Raw genomic sequence first — 19,784 nt, forward strand, 5'->3', positions numbered from 1 at the left:
GACGAAGCTCCCGGATCCTCTGCCAACGAGATTTCGGAGCCACTAGGATTCAGCCAGACTTGTAGGACAACCTGTGAGATGGCCGTGCGGCCGAGGAGTTAACCCCGCTAGACCGGATACTTGACCCGCGATGAGCGGCCCCAGCCGCAACTATGTCGGCAGCTACATCAGGACGTCGAAGTGGGGAGCTATCGGCTATCGCCGCGATGGGCTAACGCTAGAATTAGTCCGCCGCGCGGCCACCACGCGCCCAGCCGAGAAGAACTCCGCCATTCTCAAGGGGGGACAAATTCGCAAGCAAGTTTGCACATTGCCCGCATCACGTGCGAAGAAAGCAAGACGTCCGTTCCCCGGCCCAACAGCGTTGGATGTGGGGAGCAATCAAACGCTCCCAGCATAGCAGCACACGTGCTCTGTTTTGGCCTTGCAGTTCCATTCCCGCATCTCGTAGGATGGAAGCTAAGAGGGAACCCGGTGCGCCGGCGACGGCTATTCCGAGGCTGCCCCCGCAACTGTAAGCGGCGAGCGGTTGTCATCGTGGCGCGGTGACGCGCACTGTCCGTGACGACATCGTCGACGTCGCCAAGACCATGGTGAAGCTGGAGGAGAACTTCGTCGACCTCGCCTTCGGCCTCGGCAAGATCGAGGGCATGCGAGCTGAGCAGATCCACGCCTACGTCCGCTATGTCGCCGACTGGCGACTGACCCAGCTGCGGATTGCCCCGGTCTTCGGCTTCTTCGAGGCCAAGGAGGGCGGATTCACCCAGCTCAAGGCGCATCCATTGCCGTGGCTTGTCGAGATTCTCAATGGTGTCGAGCACGCCTATTTCTTCGAGCAGCGCGCCACGGAGTACTCCAAGGCGGCAAGCCGCGGCAGCTGGGACGGCGAAAACGGGGTGTGGGCGGCTTTCGGCCGTATCTAGCCCATCTTTATTGATGAAGGGCCTGTGGGTGGCTGGCGAGGCGAGTGTGGTTTGACCCGCTGATGGGACGTGAGATTCGGTTGCTGAGACCAATTCTGCGCTGACATCATCGAGGCAACCACACCGGCCATGGGCGACGATACGATTCTGCCCTTCCTGTTTCCAGCGGTCGGGCGCAAGACGATCACAGCCGCCTTTGATGGTGGGCGGCTGTTTTCAGCGGCTATGATGTGGAGGGCTCCACGACCCGAACCCGCTCGAATGCGACAGGCGACTAAAGGACTCCTCGTTCTGTGGATTCATAGCACCCGAAGGATCATTGAAATCCCTTGGCTGCCTTCAAAAGCGCCCCGAGCTTATCCGGCGGCGTCCCGACCATCGACCGCGCCTCCGGCCGGTCGAACATAAGGCGATCAGGCCAGCCTAGCTGTCCTCTCACCGATGACTTTTCTAGTGAGCGCCTCGTGGCCAACCGAATAACCCTTGAGATAGATGTCCTCAGTAATTGTCAACACGAAGCTATTGCCCGAGCAGTCGTGTGCTTGACGCTCGCAGCCATCATAGGCTCGTCTGTATTGTTCTCGACGGCAAGCGGCTCACACGGGCCGCTTTTCGTTTTATGGATGGCCGCGCAGTCTCGTCAGCTTTTGGTCAGCCAGCGCGGATACGGAGCCCCGGAGTTAGCGGGACGTGGCAGGGACAGCGCGATGGCACCAGAACGGTCAGCGCCGAGTCACGTGCCGCTAGCTTCTATGGTAGTGCGGGCGGGGCAGGGACAGCGTCCTGTCATGCCCCAAGCCAACAGGCGCCGAGTCTCGCCCGCACTGCCTGCGATCCCTCACGGACACTCAGGGAGCGAGAGGAGATTGTCCGGTTGAATTCCATCCACTGTTGTCTTGATGTACTTGTGTCGGCCGTCGGTCGCGACGATGACCTCGACAGTGATGCCTGATTCTTCGACGTAGAACTCCCACTCGCGGCTTTCGATATCTCCAATAGTCTTCGCGACGGATAGCCTCCATCGCGTTCCGTCTGAATTCAGCCCGCCGACAAATTTGATTCTCTCATGTGCGTTTCGCCTGTCAGACGTGTTTATGCAACGAATGCGCACGCGTTTTGCCATGCGGGGTCTCCCGTCTCTGCAGGCTGTCGGACCAGCTTAGAGATTGCCTGACGACGTGGGGCCGACCGGTTCTGGTAGTTGTGCCAGGGCTTTTCCTGATGAATGTATCGTACCGTCGGCTTCTTCCGCTGCTGTGAGGCTGGCTGTGTCGAAGTTGGCGGTGCGTTGCAGGGACAGCGCTCTGCCTCCAACGGCTCGGGCGCCGAGTCACGTTGCCGCTAACTTCGACTGCGGATGATCCAAGCAGGCGGTGATCACCAGGGGCGAGGACCCTCGGGAGCGTAAGTCAACGCACCCGCTGCCACTGGCTGATTTTGTCCGGTATGCCCAGGTTTGATGGGTCTCCGGCCGAAGGCCAAGAGCATGTCTCGTTCGCCAAGTCTTCGGCCGCGGAGGCTGGCGAAGCATACCGCCCCAATGTCTCATCACCGAGCGTGACCGTAAAATCCTCCCCAGTGGGAACGATCTGAGCCACCCCAGCGTGAGTTTTGTAGAACCATTTCACCATCTGCGACCCTTCCATGAACGTGCTGTGGTTTCACGTCCGAATGTACCTCGACGGCGCTGAGCATGCTCGCACCACCTTACATTCTCGTCCCCACCAATTCTGATAGGCGCCCCGGTTACTTGTCCGCGCTATTATCTGGTGGCGCCAGGGAGAACGTGACCCTCTCAGGAGCAAGGTGGCCGGCCTTGCCGTTCCAAGGGGGAGGGCTGGCCACCGATGTTAGGGGTGCGTGGCAGGGACACCACGGGGCCAACGGATGCACTCATTCGAGCAGCACATCACCCCACTGCGGTCGCAAGCGCTTGCGGTGCTTGCAGCCAGTCAGGCCCGTGCGGCCGATCAGTCTCTGAGCCAAGCAGATCGCCAAGTCGCGACGTTTAATGCCAGGGAGGCTGAGGCAATGGTTAGACATACTCGATTGCGTGAAGCCCAATCTCGGGCCGAAGGAGGCACGGAAGATCGCTGCACGCATACGCGATCTTCTAGGGGGCGCGCGTGAGCACCAACCGGTTCGGGTGGGACCCCTGTGAGACTTTCGCCAGCGTCGCGCCCGCGCTGCTTGCCGGTGCTGGCGCAACATGCGGGCGTCCGAGCCGCCGGCGCGAGTAGGAAAGTGACCAGCTATCCTCTGTAGCCAATTAGATGAGCGACCTCCACTAAAAGGTGGCCGACCATCATGCAGGCGCTTTCGGCCTTATAGACGTCGGCAGTTGTGGCGCGCTCAGGGTATCGAAACCAATACTCTTTGTGATAGCGGCTGAGGTGTTCCGCGTCCTTTGCAGCGCCGGGGCAAAGGCGCTCACGAAGTCCATCGGCTTTTGCTAACAAATCCGCTAGGTCGTGGGACCGCTGCAGCGCAGGTTGATGCTGCCCCTGAAATTGCAGCAATGCTTTTAAGCCATTCTCGATGCTGAAGCCGATGAGAAGGTAGAAGGGAATTCCTATTCGGGAAATATCTTCGCCGGGTGCAGAGGAATGAATGCGTTTGGCACCATCTAGCAATGCAACCGCATATGCCAGCTTGTCGATATGAAACTCCGCGTCTTCTGTCATGAGCGCCCCTGCAGCAAAGTTCCAAGCATGATCAGGCAGTGCTCGCTGAACCTTTTCGCCGCACGAGGCGATTATGATCCCCGTCTCAGCCCAATCGTTCTATTGCTCGTCCCGTCGCCTTTCGTCGTCAGATAGTTTGAGACTGGTCAGGCTTTTTTGTGAAGGGAAGCTCTGGCTCATCAGGGAATGGGTCTTCCTCCAATCTTGCGCAGTGTAGTCGATCAGCTCCGCGGCCCCTTTGGCGCGGGCGAATGCTCGTGGATGGCTGCGGCTATGATGTGGGCTCCGAGCATCCTACCGATCTTGATGGCCGGAGTGCCTGTATGAGCAGATTCTGTCCAGAGCGTAGTGCCGCTAGTTCCATGAGGCCGTAAGCCGCGGTAGTGGAGGCGCCTTGCTCATATTGGTGCCGGCGGTGGTGACCGCCACGATCTACACGGCCTTGCTACAGCAAGGGGTAGAAAAGCTGCAGTGCGACGCGTTAAGAATTCGCGGCGAAATGAGTTCCGCGCTGTTGGCCCGCCGGCTCTAATGGATGTAGCGCGGTCCGCTTAGGTCATTGACCTAACAGATCTTAAGAATGCGCGAGTACACATCGACTTCTTGAGCCGCCTTGATCGACGCTACACTTGGCTCGGCGTCGCGGGCCTCGAACTCGCGGCGAAAGACGGCATGCTCGAAGGAGTAAGTGTCGCACAGCGACCTTGGTTCAGACGGGGCCTTGTCTCGCCGGCGGCTATCGATGTGCATGCCGCTCAACTACTGGCCACCCAGTTGCCTGCATCTCGTGAGCCCTATCGGTATCGACCTGGCAGCGCCGTTGCGCCACGCCGGCTCCGTTGCCGGGGTCATCGGTGCCCACCTTGACTGGAAATGGGTCGCAGAAGGCATGGACTCGTTACAAGTAACCGGCATTGACGTGCTGCTGCTTTCGGGGGATCGAACCGTCATGTTTGGTCCGCCCGATCTTATCAACAAGCCGCTCAACATCGGCTCCGCGCTTGCGGCTAGTCGCGTCACGACTGCGTCTCTGCGCGAACGTTGGCCTGACGGCAGGGACTACTTCACCGTGATCGTTCCGACGGTCGGCTTCGCGAACCTTCCAAGCTTCGGTTGGTCTCTTCTGGTTCGGCAGAGTGCCGACGAGTCGCTTGCGTCCACCCGTAATCTAATCCATTCTGGAGCAGTTTCGGTGCTTGTGCCATTGCCACACTAGCACTGCTCTTTTGTGCGGCGCAGTGGCTGAGGACGCCCCTTCGCCGGCTCTCGAATACAGCGGAGGCCCTCTTGCACGATCCATCCGCGCACCCGCCATATTCGGAGACACGCTTCATTGAAGCGGCGAGGCTCAGTGACGCGCTAGCTCGCATCCAGTCGAAGCTGATGGGCATGTTTAGTCCCACACTTTGATGGTGCATCCTTGTCGCACGATTCGAAGGAAGCGCTATGGGACATATTTTACACGGCTGCGCCACCACGACGGAGGCAGTCCGTCGAGCCATACAAAATAGTCAAGAGAGCCTGAGAGGTCTCCCCAAGCGCTACGGGATCAACCAGAAGACTGTCGTGAATGGAAGCAGCGCGAGACTGTCACCAATCGTTCGACTAGGCCCAAGGAAGCCAAGTCGACTGTCCTTTCCATCGAGGAGGAGGCGATCATCGTTGCTTTCCGGCAGCATACGCTGTTGCCACTCGACGATTGCCTTTATGCGCTGCAGCCGACCATCCCGCATCTGACGCGGTCTTCCCTGCATCGCTGGCTCCAGCGTCACGGCATCAGCCGATTGCCGGAAGTCGGCGGTAGCAAGCCCTCGAAGAAGAAGTTCAAGGCTTATCCGATCGGCTACTTCCACATCGACATCGCCGAGCTTCAGACCGCCGAAGAGCAAGCTCTACCTCAACGTCGCAATCGATCGCACCAGTAAGTTCGCGTTCGTGCAACTGGCTAGGAACACGGGAAGGACTTCGGCCGCGGCCTTCTTCGAAGCTCTTATTGCGGCCGTCCCCTACAAGATCCACACGGTTCTCACCGACAATGGGATCCAGTTCACCTTCCCACCGCGGGATGCGGACGGCCCGACAGCAAGATACGCGACGCATATGTTCGACATGCGCTGCCGGGAGAGCGGGATCGAACATCGGCTGACTAAGATCAAGTATCCCTGGACCAATGGTCAGGTCGAACGCATGAACCGCATGATCAAGGGCGCGACCGTCCAACGCTATTACTACGGTCGACACGATCAGCTCGAAGCTCACCTTGCCAACTTCATCAACGCCTACAACTATGCTCGGCGGCTGAAGACCCTGAAGGGCCTCACACCCGACGAATACATTTGCAAATGCTGGACTTCCCAGCCCGAACGATTCAAACTCAACCGCTCCAGCAAATGCCGTGACTAAACACCTAGTGCAGCTCACTGGGCTGTGCGCCTTAGAGGCAGCAGCCGCACGCGCCACGTTGTTGGGAAGTACTCAAAGCGGACATCGGCCTTTATTGGTGGCGCACTCTGGCCAGACCAGTTCGCCATCTCCGCAGCGAAGCCCCGGCATCTGGAGCATGCGAAGCGTCTCCGATCTTGGTCAATAAGCCGTTCGCAACATTGGCGTGAGTGGGGGCGAAGAACCGTGCTGTATCTCTCCAATAACCTTGAAGCCGTGACGTTGGTAAAAGGGAATGTTTTCCGGGTTCGAACTTTCGAGGTAGGCAGCGATGCCCTGCTCATCACATCGTTGAAGAGCGTATTTCATCAGCAATGTGCCAAGCCCTTGTCCGGCCCAGTTCGGATCGACGGCAATGAGAGGCAGATACCAATGTGGCTCCGGCGGATGATGTTCGGCCATTCCCTGCCGGAGGTGTGCCATATCTTCGGTGACCTCCGGGCGCAGGGACAGCGCCATGATTGCGTCCAGCGCATCTTCATCTTGCTGCACGTCGGAAGGCAGCCACAGGGCCGCGGCGCAACTCTCTCCGATGACGTATGCTGTGCCATGCTCGAATGCTCGTCCGCCACAGGCGTTAACGAATTGAGGCATTCTCCTAAGATATTGCCCTGGGTCAGGCCAACTCCAACGCATCAACGGATCGGCGGCAAAGCCGAGCACAATTGTCCAGACGGTGCTTGCCCGAATGCTTGCGTTCGCAGAGGTGACTTCCATCTCCGTTGTCATGATGTCGTTCTTGGGGGGCAGAGTTGTAAGGGGGACACGGGGCCGATACCTCGGAACGGGAGCGGAATGAAATGCAGCATGGAGGTTTCGTCGGGCGCATTTGGTTTCTGTTCGGGCTCTCCTCCTGCCTCAGAAGGCCGCCTTCGACGGTCGCTTCGGACGAACGCGCCTCGGTGGCTGACCCTTGGATCTGGATCTTCGTGGCGAGCACCAGTGCTTCCGGGCCTGGGAGCGTCATCTGGATCCTGCCCTTCCTAAAGGGAGCGTCAACTTTCTTGGCCTCGACAACGTTCGGCAGGCCGCTCGAAAGAAACCAGGACGCTTTGAGATTGCAAGTACGAAGAAGTCACGGCACGCAACCGATACGAACATCGTGCGATGGCTGCGATTGAACCGGGCTCCCGGCACGGCCAAGCAGGTTAGCAAACGTCGCGCGTCGACGTCGAGATTGGCAACGATTTTTATGAGGCATCACCTTGTCTCCCATTGAGCTGTTCTGCGTAAGGTCTCCTGTTCAAAACACGTGCCAACTGCCAACTGGTGGCAGGCAAATCTCCAGTTGTGGAGAGTGAAGAGCGGCAGGCGGCATTGTTGACCCTTCCTTTTCGCACGGTCACGAGGAGGTCGATTTGGCGAGAGCCGTGTTGCTGACGTTGTCGGGTTGACCAGCCAACGCATTGCGCAAATTGCTTCGGTGTCTGCGCGCGAACGTCGACTCATCACCAGGTTCCGTCATAGCTCTCCACTCTGGCGGCTGCGGATTGTTGGCGGGATTGGTATTGTGCTTGATCATCCGCGCAATCAGTCCGCAGCCGACCAGTGACTGCAGGGCTGTCTCCAATGCATCGGCAGTTGCCTCGGCAAAAACCTCGCAATCGTCAACGTAGGCTGCGAAGTTCTTCAAATACTCCTCTTGCTTCGTCGGAATCTCGATCATCGCCTTTGTCCATTCGTAGAGCGGATACCGCTCGATGCCGTATCTTTCGGCGGTGGCCAAGTATGCGGTAAAGGTATCGAACAGACATTTTGGGGCGGCGCGATGGGATATGAGAGTATCGAACAATGGCCCCAACTTCGGCTCTTGGAGTCTTAGTCGTATCGCCTCCGCCACAGCCGAATCGCTCATACCAAATCTAAGCTGGTATTCCCACTGAGACGTCACGGTTTTCCTCCAGTCGCACCCGACGTGTCTTCACCAGCTACTCCAGGCAGTCCTTCCGGGGCGGTCGTTCGGCGAGTTTTGGGGCGTCAACAAGCATTCACCGCTGGGCAGACCGGGATCTTGCAAGAACGAACAAATTCTGCGCTGCAAGTATTCGGCTGTAGACCAGTTCCGCCTCCAGTTGGGTTATGCATCGGCGAAGACGACGGCAACCTCTGCGACGTTTCCAGTCCCGACACCGTCAGGTTGAGCTTGCCGCGCGCACATGAGGGAACTGCAATCGAACAAGGCGTCTCGAAAGCAAGCTGCGGCATCAATTCGGTGATAGAATTCCAAAAGCGGATTGTTACGTCAACGTTTGAACCTCCTGCCAGAGCGGACCTCGAAAGGCCTGCTTGTGGGGCCATTCGGCAACTCCACAAAACTTCCGCATTTCTGGTCCGCGAAAGGTTCTTCCTTCCAGACCATTTAACATCCTCCGTACAGTTCGGCCTGCCGCTGCATAGTCAGTGAGAACTCATCTCCCTTGGCGATCACAATCAACTCTTCCAAATTTCACTCCCGAAGGTCGTGCTGCCGACCAACAAAACGCAAGCCTGATGTGCCCAAGGCATCGCATTCAGCGATCTTATTGCCGTGGCCACTTATGGCCAGGCACGTCCTCTTTGCGGCCAGTTAGTCAGCGATGCAGCTGCGATTAGGCGAGGCCGTGTCACTAAATTACAATTGAAAGCAACCTTGCGCTCCTCCAAGAAATGGTAGGGAGTGTGCGCTCCACTTTCGGATATCGTCCGCTGCCTACGCTCAGAGCAAGAGCGGGCGCGAGCCAGAGTGAAGGGCTTTGACCTTGACGGGGTTGCAGCCAAGCTTGACCCGGGGCTGAAGTTGCTCCTGAGCAGCGCCCCGGGGATGGATGTTGTGCTCTATGGAGCTGCAGTACGCGCCTGGGATACTGAGCGACTCAGGATCAAGGCAGCCAAAAAGATGGTAGTGGAAGTGGACCTATGCTGAGGACCACCGGGTCTGGTTTCTTAAGTGCAGCTTGCTACCGTTCGTTCTTCCCGATACTTTACGCCACTGTTGCTTGCTGCTGTCGTGGCTGTGGGGATGTGGGCAACGCGCAGCGTTGTCCAAGCTTCTCGCTTGCGAGAAGGTCATATCCACAGCCTCTTCGCCGAATGCGCCGGTGACACCTGCCCGCCATCGGCGCGCGGTTTTCCAGCGCCTGATGGGGGCGCTGGAAATTGTAAAACTCGATCCATCGGGCGATTCCGGCTTTGGCCTCGTGGCCATCCGAATAACCCTTGAGATAGATGTCCTCCTATTTGAGCGAGCGCCACAGCCGCTCGATGAACACGTTGTCCATCCAGCGGCCGCGACCGTCCATCGAGATCCTGACGCCGGTTGCGGCCAGCGTGCCGATGAAGGGGGCGCTGGTGAACTGGCTGCCCTGGTCGGTATTGAATATCTCAGGCCGGCCGAAGCGCGCCAAGGCCTCTTCGAGCGCAGACACACAGAACGATGTGTCCATCGTGTTCGACAGGCGCCAAGCCAGCACCGCATGGCTCGCCCAATCGATGATCGCCACCAGATATAGAAAGCCCTGGCCGATCGGCACATAGGTGATATCGGCCGCCCACACTTGATTTGGCCGGTCGATCACCATAAGGCGCAAGAGATACGGGAAGATTTTGTGTCCCGGCACCGGCTTTGTGGTTCTGGGCTTTGGTCCCAGCGCCGCGATGCCCATCTTGCGCATCAACCGCTGCACGTGCTTGCGATTGATGCGACAGCCTTCGCCATTGAGCATCGCCGTCATCCGCCGCGAGCCCAGGAACGGCCAGGCCATGAACAGCTGGTCGATCCGTCGCATCAGCTCAAGGTCGTTGTCATTGGCCGGCCGCGGCGGCCGATATACGCTCGATCGCGCAACGCTCAGCAGTTGGCATTGCCGGCGGATCGATAGACTCTCATGATCGCGCTGAAGCAATCCTCGGCGATCCGGCGCGCTCATCTTCCGGACCTCCTGGCTAAGAAATCTCGCTCGACCATCAATTGTCCGATCTTGGCGTGGAGCTTCTCGACCTCCAGTTCGTGGGTCGCCTCGCCATCCCGACCGGCGCCCGCGTCGAACGTCCGAACCGCTTGATCCTGAAGCTGCTTCTTCCACGCATAAATCTGGTTCACATGCACCTGGTAGCGCCGCCAGATCCGTCACCGTTGATTGTTCTCGTAGCGCCTCCAAGGCGATCTTTGCCTTCAGCGCCGCATCGATTTTCCGTCTCATCTTCTTCATGGTCCGCTCCGTTTATCAAAGCGGAACGGCATCCGCACCACCTAAGCCGCCGGTCCACAATCCGGGGGTCCACTTCAAGCCGAGGCGGCGCGGGATCGCGGGACCGCGCACCTTGCGCATATCTCGCGCTTTCCCTTTCGGCCTTTGATTGCGCTGCGAACCAGCTAGAGATCGGCCAAAAAAGGCGAGGAAAATTGGCGCGGAAATGGACGCACAAAGCCGCCGTCGAGCTGTGGCTCATCGGGCGAATGCTGCCTTAATGAGCGCAATTTGCGCCAGCAGTCGCCAAGGCTTGTTTCCAAACCCCATAAGAATACTGAGTGTCTTTTGTCCGTGTTGTGTAGCACCAGTGTTCGTTCCTCCAGCGGAAGACGCGCGTACGATATAAACATGGCGTAGCATTGCTGCGATGGCGGATTCTGCCGGGCGCATCGAACAAGATGGAGCAACGGACCGTTACGAACTCTGCCTCGTCAGCTTCTCGAAAGGCTGCCCGCGTACTGGTCTGTTGAAGTGATCTCGGACGTGAGGTTAGCTCGGCCCCGCACAATTTTGACCCATCCAATGTAACAGCTTGGTCGCAGGTGCAGCACGCCGTCTCGGGTGAGCCGCAGGCGGGGGAGGGCCTGCAAGAGGTCTTTGAGCAGCATTTGCGTGGGGCGGGCGAGGCCAACGTGGGAATTCGCGCCCGCGGGAGCCTATCGCCTTTCGATTATCCCTTTCTGTCTGACGTAGAGCGCAACCTCATCCACGCGGTGTTCCAGGATCCCGTTGCGAGCGGGAGGTTGGGACCGATCACCGCTGCATGTTACACCCAGGCTCTTGGTAGATTGGGGAATGATCTGGGGCAGCAGGGCAAGACGATTAACGAGCTCAATCACTCGTCGTTGGCCGCTCACGCTGAACAGTCATTCCCGAGTGACGCGAAAATGCGTCAGGCGTTGAAGGATCTTCATGAGCATCGCAGCGGCACGAATCATCTGGTCAAGGCGGCGATGCAGGAGGCCATCAGGAACCGGGGAGTGAAACCGGGCACCGCGAAAAATCACGCTACGGCTCTTCGCCAATTGGCAATAAGTCTTGCGTCTAGGGGTGAAACGCTTGCTGGACTCGATCACGAGACCTTGCTTGATCGAGCTAAAGCGGCATTCCCGGGTGACATGAGATTCCATCCCGCGTTGGTTTCGCTTTCTAAGTATTTTGCTGCCGGCGATTCAGCTGGCCGAAGCGGCGCCGGAGAGGACGCTTCCGGGACGGACGGCTCTCGGCAGGCCGCCTCCTCACCAATGCTGGCTCTCGTTCCAGAGGAGCTCCGGCGGCTGTTGGATGATCGACCCGACGAGTCGTCGATCATGGCTCCCCCGTCGCCCAGGTCAGGTGGGGTTCCGGCCGAAGTCTGGGACCTGTTCGATGATGCGGTCGAGGAGCCGCCGACGAATCCAGTGGAGCTTCAGCGGCTGGAACAGGGCTTCCGCGAAGAGCTTCACGGACGGCGAGACGATCAAGGCGTCCGCTCAGGTCTGGCTTTCGATGCAGAGCAGTTTCCTCCGGCGAAACTTCGGCGAGTGCTCAATCACCTGGATGATCAATCCATGCCTTCGCAAGCCTCGGTAGATCCAACGGAGCTTCTGCGACTGCAAGAGCAGCTTCACAACGAAATTCAGCGGCAGCCGGATGAACAACCCAGCCGGTCATTCTCCGTCGATCAAGAGTTCAATCTAGAGCAGTTCTCTCCAGGGGCGCTTCGGCGACTGCTGGACGCTGAGCTCGAGCAGCCGCAAGTCCCCGTCAATCCAACGCACCTCAATGCAGGCGCTGGCGTGCTGATGCAGGTTCCCCTCCACGAATTGGAGAGGCTGCCTACAATGCAGCACAGCGGGCACGAACAACCTGCTGCACTGAGCAGGAGCAGCGTCCTGTCGAGCGACGACAACCGACCGACCAACTTCGTGATCAACACTGACCGTTACACGGTGCTGTTCGTACCCCCCGGCATGACGAGGCAGAGCACCCCACTCCATCCGCCTAGCGCCGCCATTGGTTTCGGATCTCGATCGGAAAGCGCTCCGCAGCCCAACGCTCCGTCGGGCAATCAAGCCTCGCCAGCACTGCCTTCCCGCAGGATGGAGCAAGCCGCGCCGGCGTCCGATAGGGCTGAGGCGGTATCCAGAGCGCTCGGCGAGACTTTTGATGTGTCTTTGTCTGTCCCCGAGGATTTCTCCCACGGCACCCAGCCCGCGCCGGGTATGATGCGCTTCAGGCTGGGCCACTGGGGTCTGTTGCCGGATGTAGCACAGCGGGTAAAGACCTACGACATTCGCGGTGAACGCTACACGGCTGTATTGGGACCGGGAGGGCCCAATGATGTTCAGCTCATTCACCTGCGTTCTCCCGCTATCGGCGATACATTTGATGTTTCGTTCGCGGTCCCCAAGGATTTTTCTCATCGCACCCAGCCGGCCCCCGACATGATGCTGTCGACGCTGGGCAAGTGGGACTTCTTACCTGTCGCGGAACATCCAATGATGAACTACGAGATTGGCGGCGAACGCTACACGGCCGTTTTGGGACCGAAAGGACCCGACGACGTTCAACTCATCCATCATTCTCGAATTGCTGATAAGTCTGCGCCAGCGGCTCCGTCCGACGTCTACGACGTCCTTGATTTGCCGACCACACCGGAGGAGCTGACTGATTACGCGAACTATCTGTCGGCGTTCCCGCGCATACTCTCCGGTCCCGAGCTCGGGGCATCGGGTCCGGCGGCCTCATCCCACGACCGTAGCGGGCGGGCTCTCGGCGCCACGGAATGGCTGGGCGACGAGCATATCCAGAGGGACTACGAGCTCCTGACGCAGGAGTTGCAAATGAATTATCCAAATCTTGCAGCCCGAACGCGGTTCGTCGATCCTCTCATAGCCTTTCAGTTGAGTTGGGGCGCCGAGAGCGACGCGCTCAGCGCATTGCAGCGCATCGTCGATGATCCGAATGGCAATGATGGAGCCGACTTCCTATTCCTGCCAGTGAACGATGGCAGTGTGACCGATCCTAACGGCACCCATTGGTCGCTGCTACTCGTAGATCGCCGCACGCGAGGAGAGCCGGTCGCCTATCATTACGATTCCGTTCAGGGACACAATGACGAGCCTGCAGAGCGGCTCGCAGAACGGCTGGGCCTGACTCTGCAGCGAGCCGGCATGGCCCCGCAGCAGAACAGCTATGATTGCGGTGTGTTCGTGGTGGACGGCACACGGGAGCTGGTTCGACGATTGGCGCAAGGAGAGCGGCCACAAGGCGAGCCGCTGCACCTCAACAACCTCGTCGCCAATCGGCAGGCACTCCGGGACCGGCTTAGGGGTTGATCGCGAGTGCGCGTGTCGATTGTTCGCCGTCAGGGCTTGTGAGACAAGCATTGGGATTTTGCGGAGGGAGGATTTCTGGTTCATCGTAGCCACCAGGAGCGAAGATGAGACAGAAAGCCGGACCGGGCAAAGCGTCGGCAGACCAAGTGCTAAAGGACATTCGGCGCCAGACCCGCCGGCAGTATTCGGCGGAAGAGAAGATCCGCCTCGTGCTGGGAGGATTGCGCGGCGAGGAGAACATCTCCGAGTTTGTCGCCGAGAAGGCATTGCCGCCTCGATGTATTACGGCTGGTCGAAGGAGTTTCTCGAGGCCGGCAAGCGCCGCCTGGCCGGCGACACGGCACGAGCTGCGACCTCCGGCGAGGTGAAAGACCTCCGCCGGGACGCCGCCGCCTTGAAGGAGGCCGTCGCCGATCTGACCCTGCAGAACCGTCTGCTCAAAAAAAGTATAAACGGAGATGGGAGGACGAGGCATGAGGTATCCCGCCTCAGAGAAGGCCGAGATCATCCATTTGGTCGAGCAATGGCACCTTCCGGCCAAGCGCACACTGGACAAGCTCGGGATCCCGCGCGCCACATTCTATCGCTGGTATGATCGCTACCGCGAGGGAGGCGTTGAGGCGCTGGCCGATCATCGGTCTCGACCAGACCGGGTCTGGAACCGCATCCCGGACGATGTGCGGGGCCAGATCATCGACCTGGCGCTGGAGTTACCTGAGCTGTCGCCACGCGAGCTGGCCGTGCGGTTCACCGACGAACGAAAGTACTTTGTCTCCGAGGCGTCGGTCTATCGGCTGCTGAAGGCGCATGACCTCATCACCAGCCCGGCCTATGGTGATCAAGGCCGCGAACGAGTTCAAGGACAAGACGACGGCCGTCAACCAGCTCTGGCAGACCGACTTCACCTAGCTCAAGATCACCGGACGGGGTGGTACTATCTCTCGACCGTGCTTGACGACTTCTCGCGCTACATCGTCGCCTGGCGACTTGGTCCCACCATGTGCGCCTCCAATGTCACAGCCACCCTCGACCGGGCACTCGCCGCATCTGGCCTTGACCACATCGCCGTCGCGCACCGGCCAAGGCTTCTCAGCGACAATGGTTCGAGTTACGTGGCGGATGATCTGGCCGAGTGGCTCGACCAGAAGGGCATGCAGCACGTGCGCGGCGCGCCGTACCATCCTCAGACCAAGGGAAAGATCGAGCGCTGGCATCAGACGCTGAAGAACCGCATCCTGCTCGACAATTATTACCTACCCGGTGATCTCGAGCGTCAAGTGGGAGCCTTCGTCGAACACTATAATCACGTCCGCTATCATGAGAGTATCGACAACCTCACGCCAGCCGATGTCTACTTCGGCAGGGCTGAGGCGATGCTCGCAGAACGAAACCGCATCAAGCGCGACACCATCGCAAACCGCCGCTTGCAGCATCAATTGATAGATGTACCGCATCTGGTAGCCGTCGAGCGGCGTGCCCTGACCGGACCATGATCCGCCAGTCCTGGCGAAGTGGGCCGCGCGGTTCTTGCCGGTCACTTGCGTCATCTTGTGCGTGACCGGACCGTCGGGCAGTCGCAGAAGGCTCTTGTTCACCTTGATCCCGGTCAGGACGAAGCCCGACGCGCGATAGATCGTGCCGTCGCCGCACTGGCACCCATCGGCGAACGAGATCACCCAGCCGATGTGCGGATAGTTCTTCCTGATCATCCGCATCGCGATTGCCAGCGCTCGGCTTTCGCTATTGCGCGGCAGCGCCTCCGAGAAGGCGAGCCGGTTTAACTCGAGAAAACCGTTCCACGGCGTCTCGCGGACCAGCCCTTGAATGTTGCTCTTGTCCGTCGACGGGCCGAATGTCATCGCGCCTTCAAGGCGCCCGTTGAGGAAGACGCCGAGCGCGAGGGACGCGTTGTTGACCGTCTTGTGGCTGTAGTGGAGCCGGATGATCAGCGCGTCGGCGTCGCGCTTGGCGATCGGCGCGACGCGGATGTCCTTAGCCGTCGGTGACATGGCGCGCCAGGTATTCCTCGCAGATGCGCGCGAGCGCATTGCCCTGCGGCGACCGGTTCGGGTTCGCGTCGCCCGGCTTGCGCGGCAGGATCGCGAGCTTGATTGCGCGATCGACCGTCTCCCACTGATCGCCGTACAGAATGAACGTCATGTCGCGATATGGGGAGCGGTCGCCATCGGGCAATTCCGGCATCGCTTCCAGCTCGCCGACGCCGACCGAGAGCCGGGACAACTCGCTTTCGGTGATGCCGGTCAGCGATAGCTCAAAGCCGCCTTCGAGAAGGTCGTTCAATTCGAGTCGCAGCATCTCATCATCCCAATCGGACGCATCGGTCAGCCGATTGTCCGCGATGACATAGGCGCGCTTCTGCTGATCGCTCCACCCGCGCGCCACGATGACTGGCACCTCGGCGATGGCGAGCAGTGTGCCCGCCGCCAGTCGGCCGTGACCGGCCAGAACCATGCCGTCATCCGCCGCGAGGATCGGCATCGTCCAGCCCCACTGGCGGATCGATGCCGCGATCTGCTCGATTTGCTCGGCCGAGTGGCGCCGCGAATTCCGCTCATAGGGCCGCAAACGATCGATGGGCCATATTTCCATGGCCCGCCTGCCGACTAAGATATCCATGATTTGCCGTCTTCTGTAGCAGGCAGCACCTGCTGGTGATCGCAATAATTCGTCACGATTCGCGCCGAATCAATTCTGGCAGAATGGTCTCTTCAGGAAGCCACCCGCCTGGTCTTGATGCACAGCACGATTCGCTTTTCTAACCGCTTAGCGGCAGTTGTGACCTTCTCACTGCGTTCTTAACGGCGTCGCCCCCTACTGGTCCTCCTGCATTCAGCTGATTTCGTGCGCTTGCTCGCGGCGACAGGGGCCGATCCTGAAACGCCGCCGAAAACCCTAGAGGTCGACACGACTACCGGACGGGCGCACTCGCGATCAACCCCTAAGCCGGTCCCGGAGTGCCTGCCGATTGGCGACGAGGTTGTTGAGGTGCAGCGGCTCGCCTTGTGGCCGCTCTCCTTGCGCCAATCGTCGAACCAGCTCCCGTGTGCCGTCCACCACGAACACACCGCAATCATAGCTGTTCTGCTGCGGGGCCATGCCGGCTCGCTGCAGAGTCAGGCCCAGCCGTTCTGCGAGCCGCTCTGCAGGCTCGTCATTGTGTCCCTGAACGGAATCGTAATGATAGGCGACCGGCTCTCCTCGCGTGCGGCGATCTACGAGTAGCAGCGACCAATGGGTGCCGTTAGGATCGGTCACACTGCCATCGTTCACTGGCAGGAATAGGAAGTCGGCTCCATCATTGCCATTCGGATCATCGACGATGCGCTGCAATGCGCTGAGCGCGTCGCTCTCGGCGCCCCAACTCAACTGAAAGGCTATGAGAGGATCGACGAACCGCGTTCGGGCTGCAAGATTTGGATAATTCATTTGCAACTCCTGCGTCAGGAGCTCGTAGTCCCTCTGGATATGCTCGTCGCCCAGCCATTCCGTGGCGCCGAGAGCCCGCCCGCTACGGTCGTGGGATGAGGCCGCCGGACCCGATGCCCCGAGCTCGGGACCGGAGAGTATGCGCGGGAACGCCGACAGATAGTTCGCGTAATCAGTCAGCTCCTCCGGTGTGGTCGGCAAATCAAGGACGTCGTAGACGTCGGACGGAGCCGCTGGCGCAGACTTATCAGCAATTCGAGAATGATGGATGAGTTGAACGTCGTCGGGTCCTTTCGGTCCCAAAACGGCCGTGTAGCGTTCGCCGCCAATCTCGTAGTTCATCATTGGATGTTCCGCGACAGGTAAGAAGTCCCACTTGCCCAGCGTCGACAGCATCATGTCGGGGGCCGGCTGGGTGCGATGAGAAAAATCCTTGGGGACCGCGAACGAAACATCAAATGTATCGCCGATAGCGGGAGAACGCAGGTGAATGAGCTGAACATCATTGGGCCCTCCCGGTCCCAATACAGCCGTGTAGCGTTCACCGCGAATGTCGTAGGTCTTTACCCGCTGTGCTACATCCGGCAACAGACCCCAGTGGCCCAGCCTGAAGCGCATCATACCCGGCGCGGGCTGGGTGCCGTGGGAGAAATCCTCGGGGACAGACAAAGACACATCAAAAGTCTCGCCGAGCGCTCTGGATACCGCCTCAGCCCTATCGGACGCCGGCGCGGCTTGCTCCATCCTGCGGGAAGGCAGTGCTGGCGAGGCTTGATTGCCCGACGGAGCGTTGGGCTGCGGAGCGCTTTCCGATCGAGATCCGAAACCAATGGCGGCGCTAGGCGGATGGAGTGGGGTGCTCTGCCTCGTCATGCCGGGGGGTACGAACAGCACCGTGTAACGGTCAGTGTTGATCACGAAGTTGGTCGGTCGGTTGTCGTCGCTCGACAGGACGCTGCTCCTGCTCAGTGCAGCAGGTTGTTCGTGCCCGCTGTGCTGCATTGTAGGCAGCCTCTCCAATTCGTGGAGGGGAACCTGCATCAGCACGCCAGCGCCTGCATTGAGGTGCGTTGGATTGACGGGGACTTGCGGCTGCTCGAGCTCAGCGTCCAGCAGTCGCCGAAGCGCCCCTGGAGAGAACTGCTCTAGATTGAACTCTTGATCGACGGAGAATGACCGGCTGGGTTGTTCATCCGGCTGCCGCTGAATTTCGTTGTGAAGCTGCTCTTGCAGTCGCAGAAGCTCCGTTGGATCTACCGAGGCTTGCGAAGGCATGGATTGATCATCCAGGTGATTGAGCACTCGCCGAAGTTTCGCCGGAGGAAACTGCTCTGCATCGAAAGCCAGACCTGAGCGGACGCCTTGATCGTCTCGCCGTCCGTGAAGCTCTTCGCGGAAGCCCTGTTCCAGCCGCTGAAGCTCCACTGGATTCGTCGGCGGCTCCTCGACCGCATCATCGAACAGGTCCCAGACTTCGGCCGGAACCCCACCTGACCTGGGCGACGGAACACCATCCCCCCCGGTTCCCCGAGAACCGCTCGGACCTGATACTTGTTTCGCATCAAGCTGGTCACGAAACTTCCGCAACGCGGAGATGAGATTTTTGTTCTTCGGAAGCAACTCATGAGCGAATTTGACTCGCGAGTCGTGATCCAACTTAGATATGCTCTGGCCCACGCCCTTAAGCGCCTTAGAAAATCGGCGAAGAGCATCCCGATAAGAAGAAAAGGAGTCGTCTTTGAGTTTGCCGGGATTGGTCAGCTGCTCTATGAAAGGGGCGTCTTCCGCTGAGGGGGCCGCGCGTCGCGCACCACCAGCAACATAGCGGATGTTCAACCCCGTTATAATAAAATTGTCTGGAATGTGAGCTTTGGCGTGCTTGGCCAGCGACTGGTGATCCGTTAGATCGGTCGATAGGCCACGAGCGCGGATATCATTTATCAATCGGCGGAGTCTTGCAGCATATTGATAGACCGGTGCCTCTTTCCGCGAACTTGCATATTGGGCAATCGCCTTGTCGATAATGTCCCGATCTTCCGTAGAGAGATGGGGAAGTTGGTTCCGGCGACGGCCACGGCTGGAGACAGGAGCCGGATCGGGTGGCCGCGCCTCGGGCAAGTGCTGCTCAAAGCCCTCTTGCCTAGCCTGGCCCACCTGCGTCTCTTCCGAGACGTCGTGCTGCACCTGCGACCAAGCTGTTGCGTTGGATGGGTCAAAGTTCTGCCGGTCCACGCTAGCCTCACGTCCAAGATCCCCTGAGCAAACCCTAGTCGCGCGAGCTTTCGAGAAGCTGACTAGGCCGTAGAGCCGCGGCAGGATATTGCTCGGCTTGCCCGAGGTGCGTCTGAGAGCCGATTCCCGGTTTATTGGCCGCTTCCCGCCCGTCCGGGGCTCAATCAAAGCCCAAAACGGAAAGCCCCTGATATGCGCAAGGTGCGCGGTCCCGCGATCCCGCGCCGCTCCGGGCGAACGGTAGGACCCGGTGCAAAACGGATAGGCGCGCCCCGACTCGTGTTAAAGCAAGGGCCGGTCAACCCCGGATTGTTGGTCCACCATGTTGCAGTCTACGCCTGACGAGAAACAGGCCATCATCGACTATATGAACTGGCAGGCGCCCGACCTGATCGTCGAGTTGCGGCGCGGCAATCAGGATGGAAGAGCGCATTGCCTCGCCCTAATTGTTACCGGATGCTGAGCCGTTGCCTCACGTAAATTGCTCCCTTGGATCGGGAGCGAGCG

General features: G+C 59.5%; 11 protein-coding genes, 3 pseudogenes and 1 riboswitch. Of the genes and pseudogenes, 6 read left to right on the forward strand and 8 right to left on the reverse strand.

The window, feature by feature from the left end; genetic code table 11:
• Positions 1-416: 416 nt before the first annotated feature.
• A riboswitch (cobalamin riboswitch) is annotated at positions 417-612 on the forward strand.
• Positions 591-923 (forward strand): hypothetical protein, encoded by a 333-nt coding sequence (locus ACVIIW_RS15725; RefSeq protein WP_456701574.1) that lies wholly within the window; start codon positions 591-593, stop codon positions 921-923. Its footprint overlaps the riboswitch before it by 22 nt.
• Positions 924-1,761: 838 nt before the next feature.
• Here the strand turns inward: ACVIIW_RS15725 and ACVIIW_RS15730 are convergent.
• Entirely contained in the window at positions 1,762-2,046 is a 285-nt protein-coding gene (locus tag ACVIIW_RS15730; RefSeq protein ID WP_456701575.1) for a DUF3892 domain-containing protein, read from the reverse strand.
• 1,129 nt (positions 2,047-3,175) lie between these two features.
• Complete coding sequence (locus tag ACVIIW_RS15735; protein ID WP_456701576.1) at positions 3,176-3,607, reverse strand: hypothetical protein; 432 nt, start codon at positions 3,605-3,607, stop codon at positions 3,176-3,178.
• Between the two features lie 742 nt (positions 3,608-4,349).
• Between ACVIIW_RS15735 and ACVIIW_RS15740 the strand changes: the two genes are divergently transcribed.
• Positions 4,350-4,823, forward strand: coding sequence for a hypothetical protein (locus ACVIIW_RS15740; protein WP_456701577.1), 474 nt, complete (start codon positions 4,350-4,352; stop codon positions 4,821-4,823).
• 230 nt (positions 4,824-5,053) lie between these two features.
• Positions 5,054-6,010 (forward strand): annotated as a pseudogene (locus tag ACVIIW_RS15745) (IS481 family transposase).
• A gap of 180 nt (positions 6,011-6,190) precedes the next feature.
• On the opposite strand, the gene ACVIIW_RS15750 reads toward ACVIIW_RS15745, so the two are convergent.
• The 3 genes and pseudogenes from ACVIIW_RS15750 to ACVIIW_RS15760 all read right to left on the reverse strand — a co-directional run.
• Positions 6,191-6,778: a GNAT family N-acetyltransferase gene (locus ACVIIW_RS15750; RefSeq protein ID WP_456701578.1), complete on the reverse strand. Its 588-nt coding sequence runs from the start codon at positions 6,776-6,778 to the stop codon at positions 6,191-6,193.
• Between the two features lie 613 nt (positions 6,779-7,391).
• Complete coding sequence (locus ACVIIW_RS15755; RefSeq protein WP_456701579.1) at positions 7,392-7,841, reverse strand: hypothetical protein; 450 nt, start codon at positions 7,839-7,841, stop codon at positions 7,392-7,394.
• Positions 7,842-9,144: 1,303 nt separating this feature from the next.
• Positions 9,145-10,236 (reverse strand): annotated as a pseudogene (locus ACVIIW_RS15760) (IS3 family transposase); the annotation flags it as partial.
• A gap of 830 nt (positions 10,237-11,066) precedes the next feature.
• On the opposite strand from ACVIIW_RS15760, the gene ACVIIW_RS15765 reads away from it, so the two are divergent.
• Entirely contained in the window at positions 11,067-13,598 is a 2,532-nt protein-coding gene (locus tag ACVIIW_RS15765) for a Ulp1 family isopeptidase (RefSeq protein ID WP_456701580.1), read from the forward strand.
• Positions 13,599-14,071: 473 nt separating this feature from the next.
• On the forward strand, positions 14,072-15,091 hold the full coding sequence (locus tag ACVIIW_RS15770) for a DDE-type integrase/transposase/recombinase (protein WP_456701581.1): 1,020 nt from the start codon (positions 14,072-14,074) through the stop codon (positions 15,089-15,091).
• Here the strand turns inward: ACVIIW_RS15770 and ACVIIW_RS15775 are convergent.
• The 3 genes and pseudogenes from ACVIIW_RS15775 to ACVIIW_RS15785 all read right to left on the reverse strand — a co-directional run.
• Positions 15,089-15,646, reverse strand: a pseudogene (locus ACVIIW_RS15775) (Mom family adenine methylcarbamoylation protein); the annotation flags it as partial. The gene ACVIIW_RS15770 and the pseudogene ACVIIW_RS15775 sit on opposite strands and share 3 nt — an antisense overlap.
• Positions 15,591-16,097 carry a hypothetical protein gene (locus ACVIIW_RS15780; RefSeq protein WP_456701582.1) on the reverse strand — a complete coding sequence of 169 codons (507 nt, stop codon included), beginning with the start codon at positions 16,095-16,097 and terminating at the stop codon, positions 15,591-15,593. The pseudogene ACVIIW_RS15775 and the gene ACVIIW_RS15780, both read right to left, overlap by 56 nt.
• Before the next feature lie 453 nt (positions 16,098-16,550).
• On the reverse strand, positions 16,551-19,277 hold the full coding sequence (locus ACVIIW_RS15785; protein WP_456701583.1) for a Ulp1 family isopeptidase: 2,727 nt from the start codon (positions 19,275-19,277) through the stop codon (positions 16,551-16,553).
• 322 nt (positions 19,278-19,599) lie between these two features.
• Between ACVIIW_RS15785 and ACVIIW_RS15790 the strand changes: the two genes are divergently transcribed.
• Positions 19,600-19,740: a hypothetical protein gene (locus ACVIIW_RS15790; protein ID WP_456701584.1), complete on the forward strand. Its 141-nt coding sequence runs from the start codon at positions 19,600-19,602 to the stop codon at positions 19,738-19,740.
• Positions 19,741-19,784: the final 44 nt, after the last annotated feature.

This window comes from Bradyrhizobium sp. USDA 4449, from assembly GCF_054056275.1.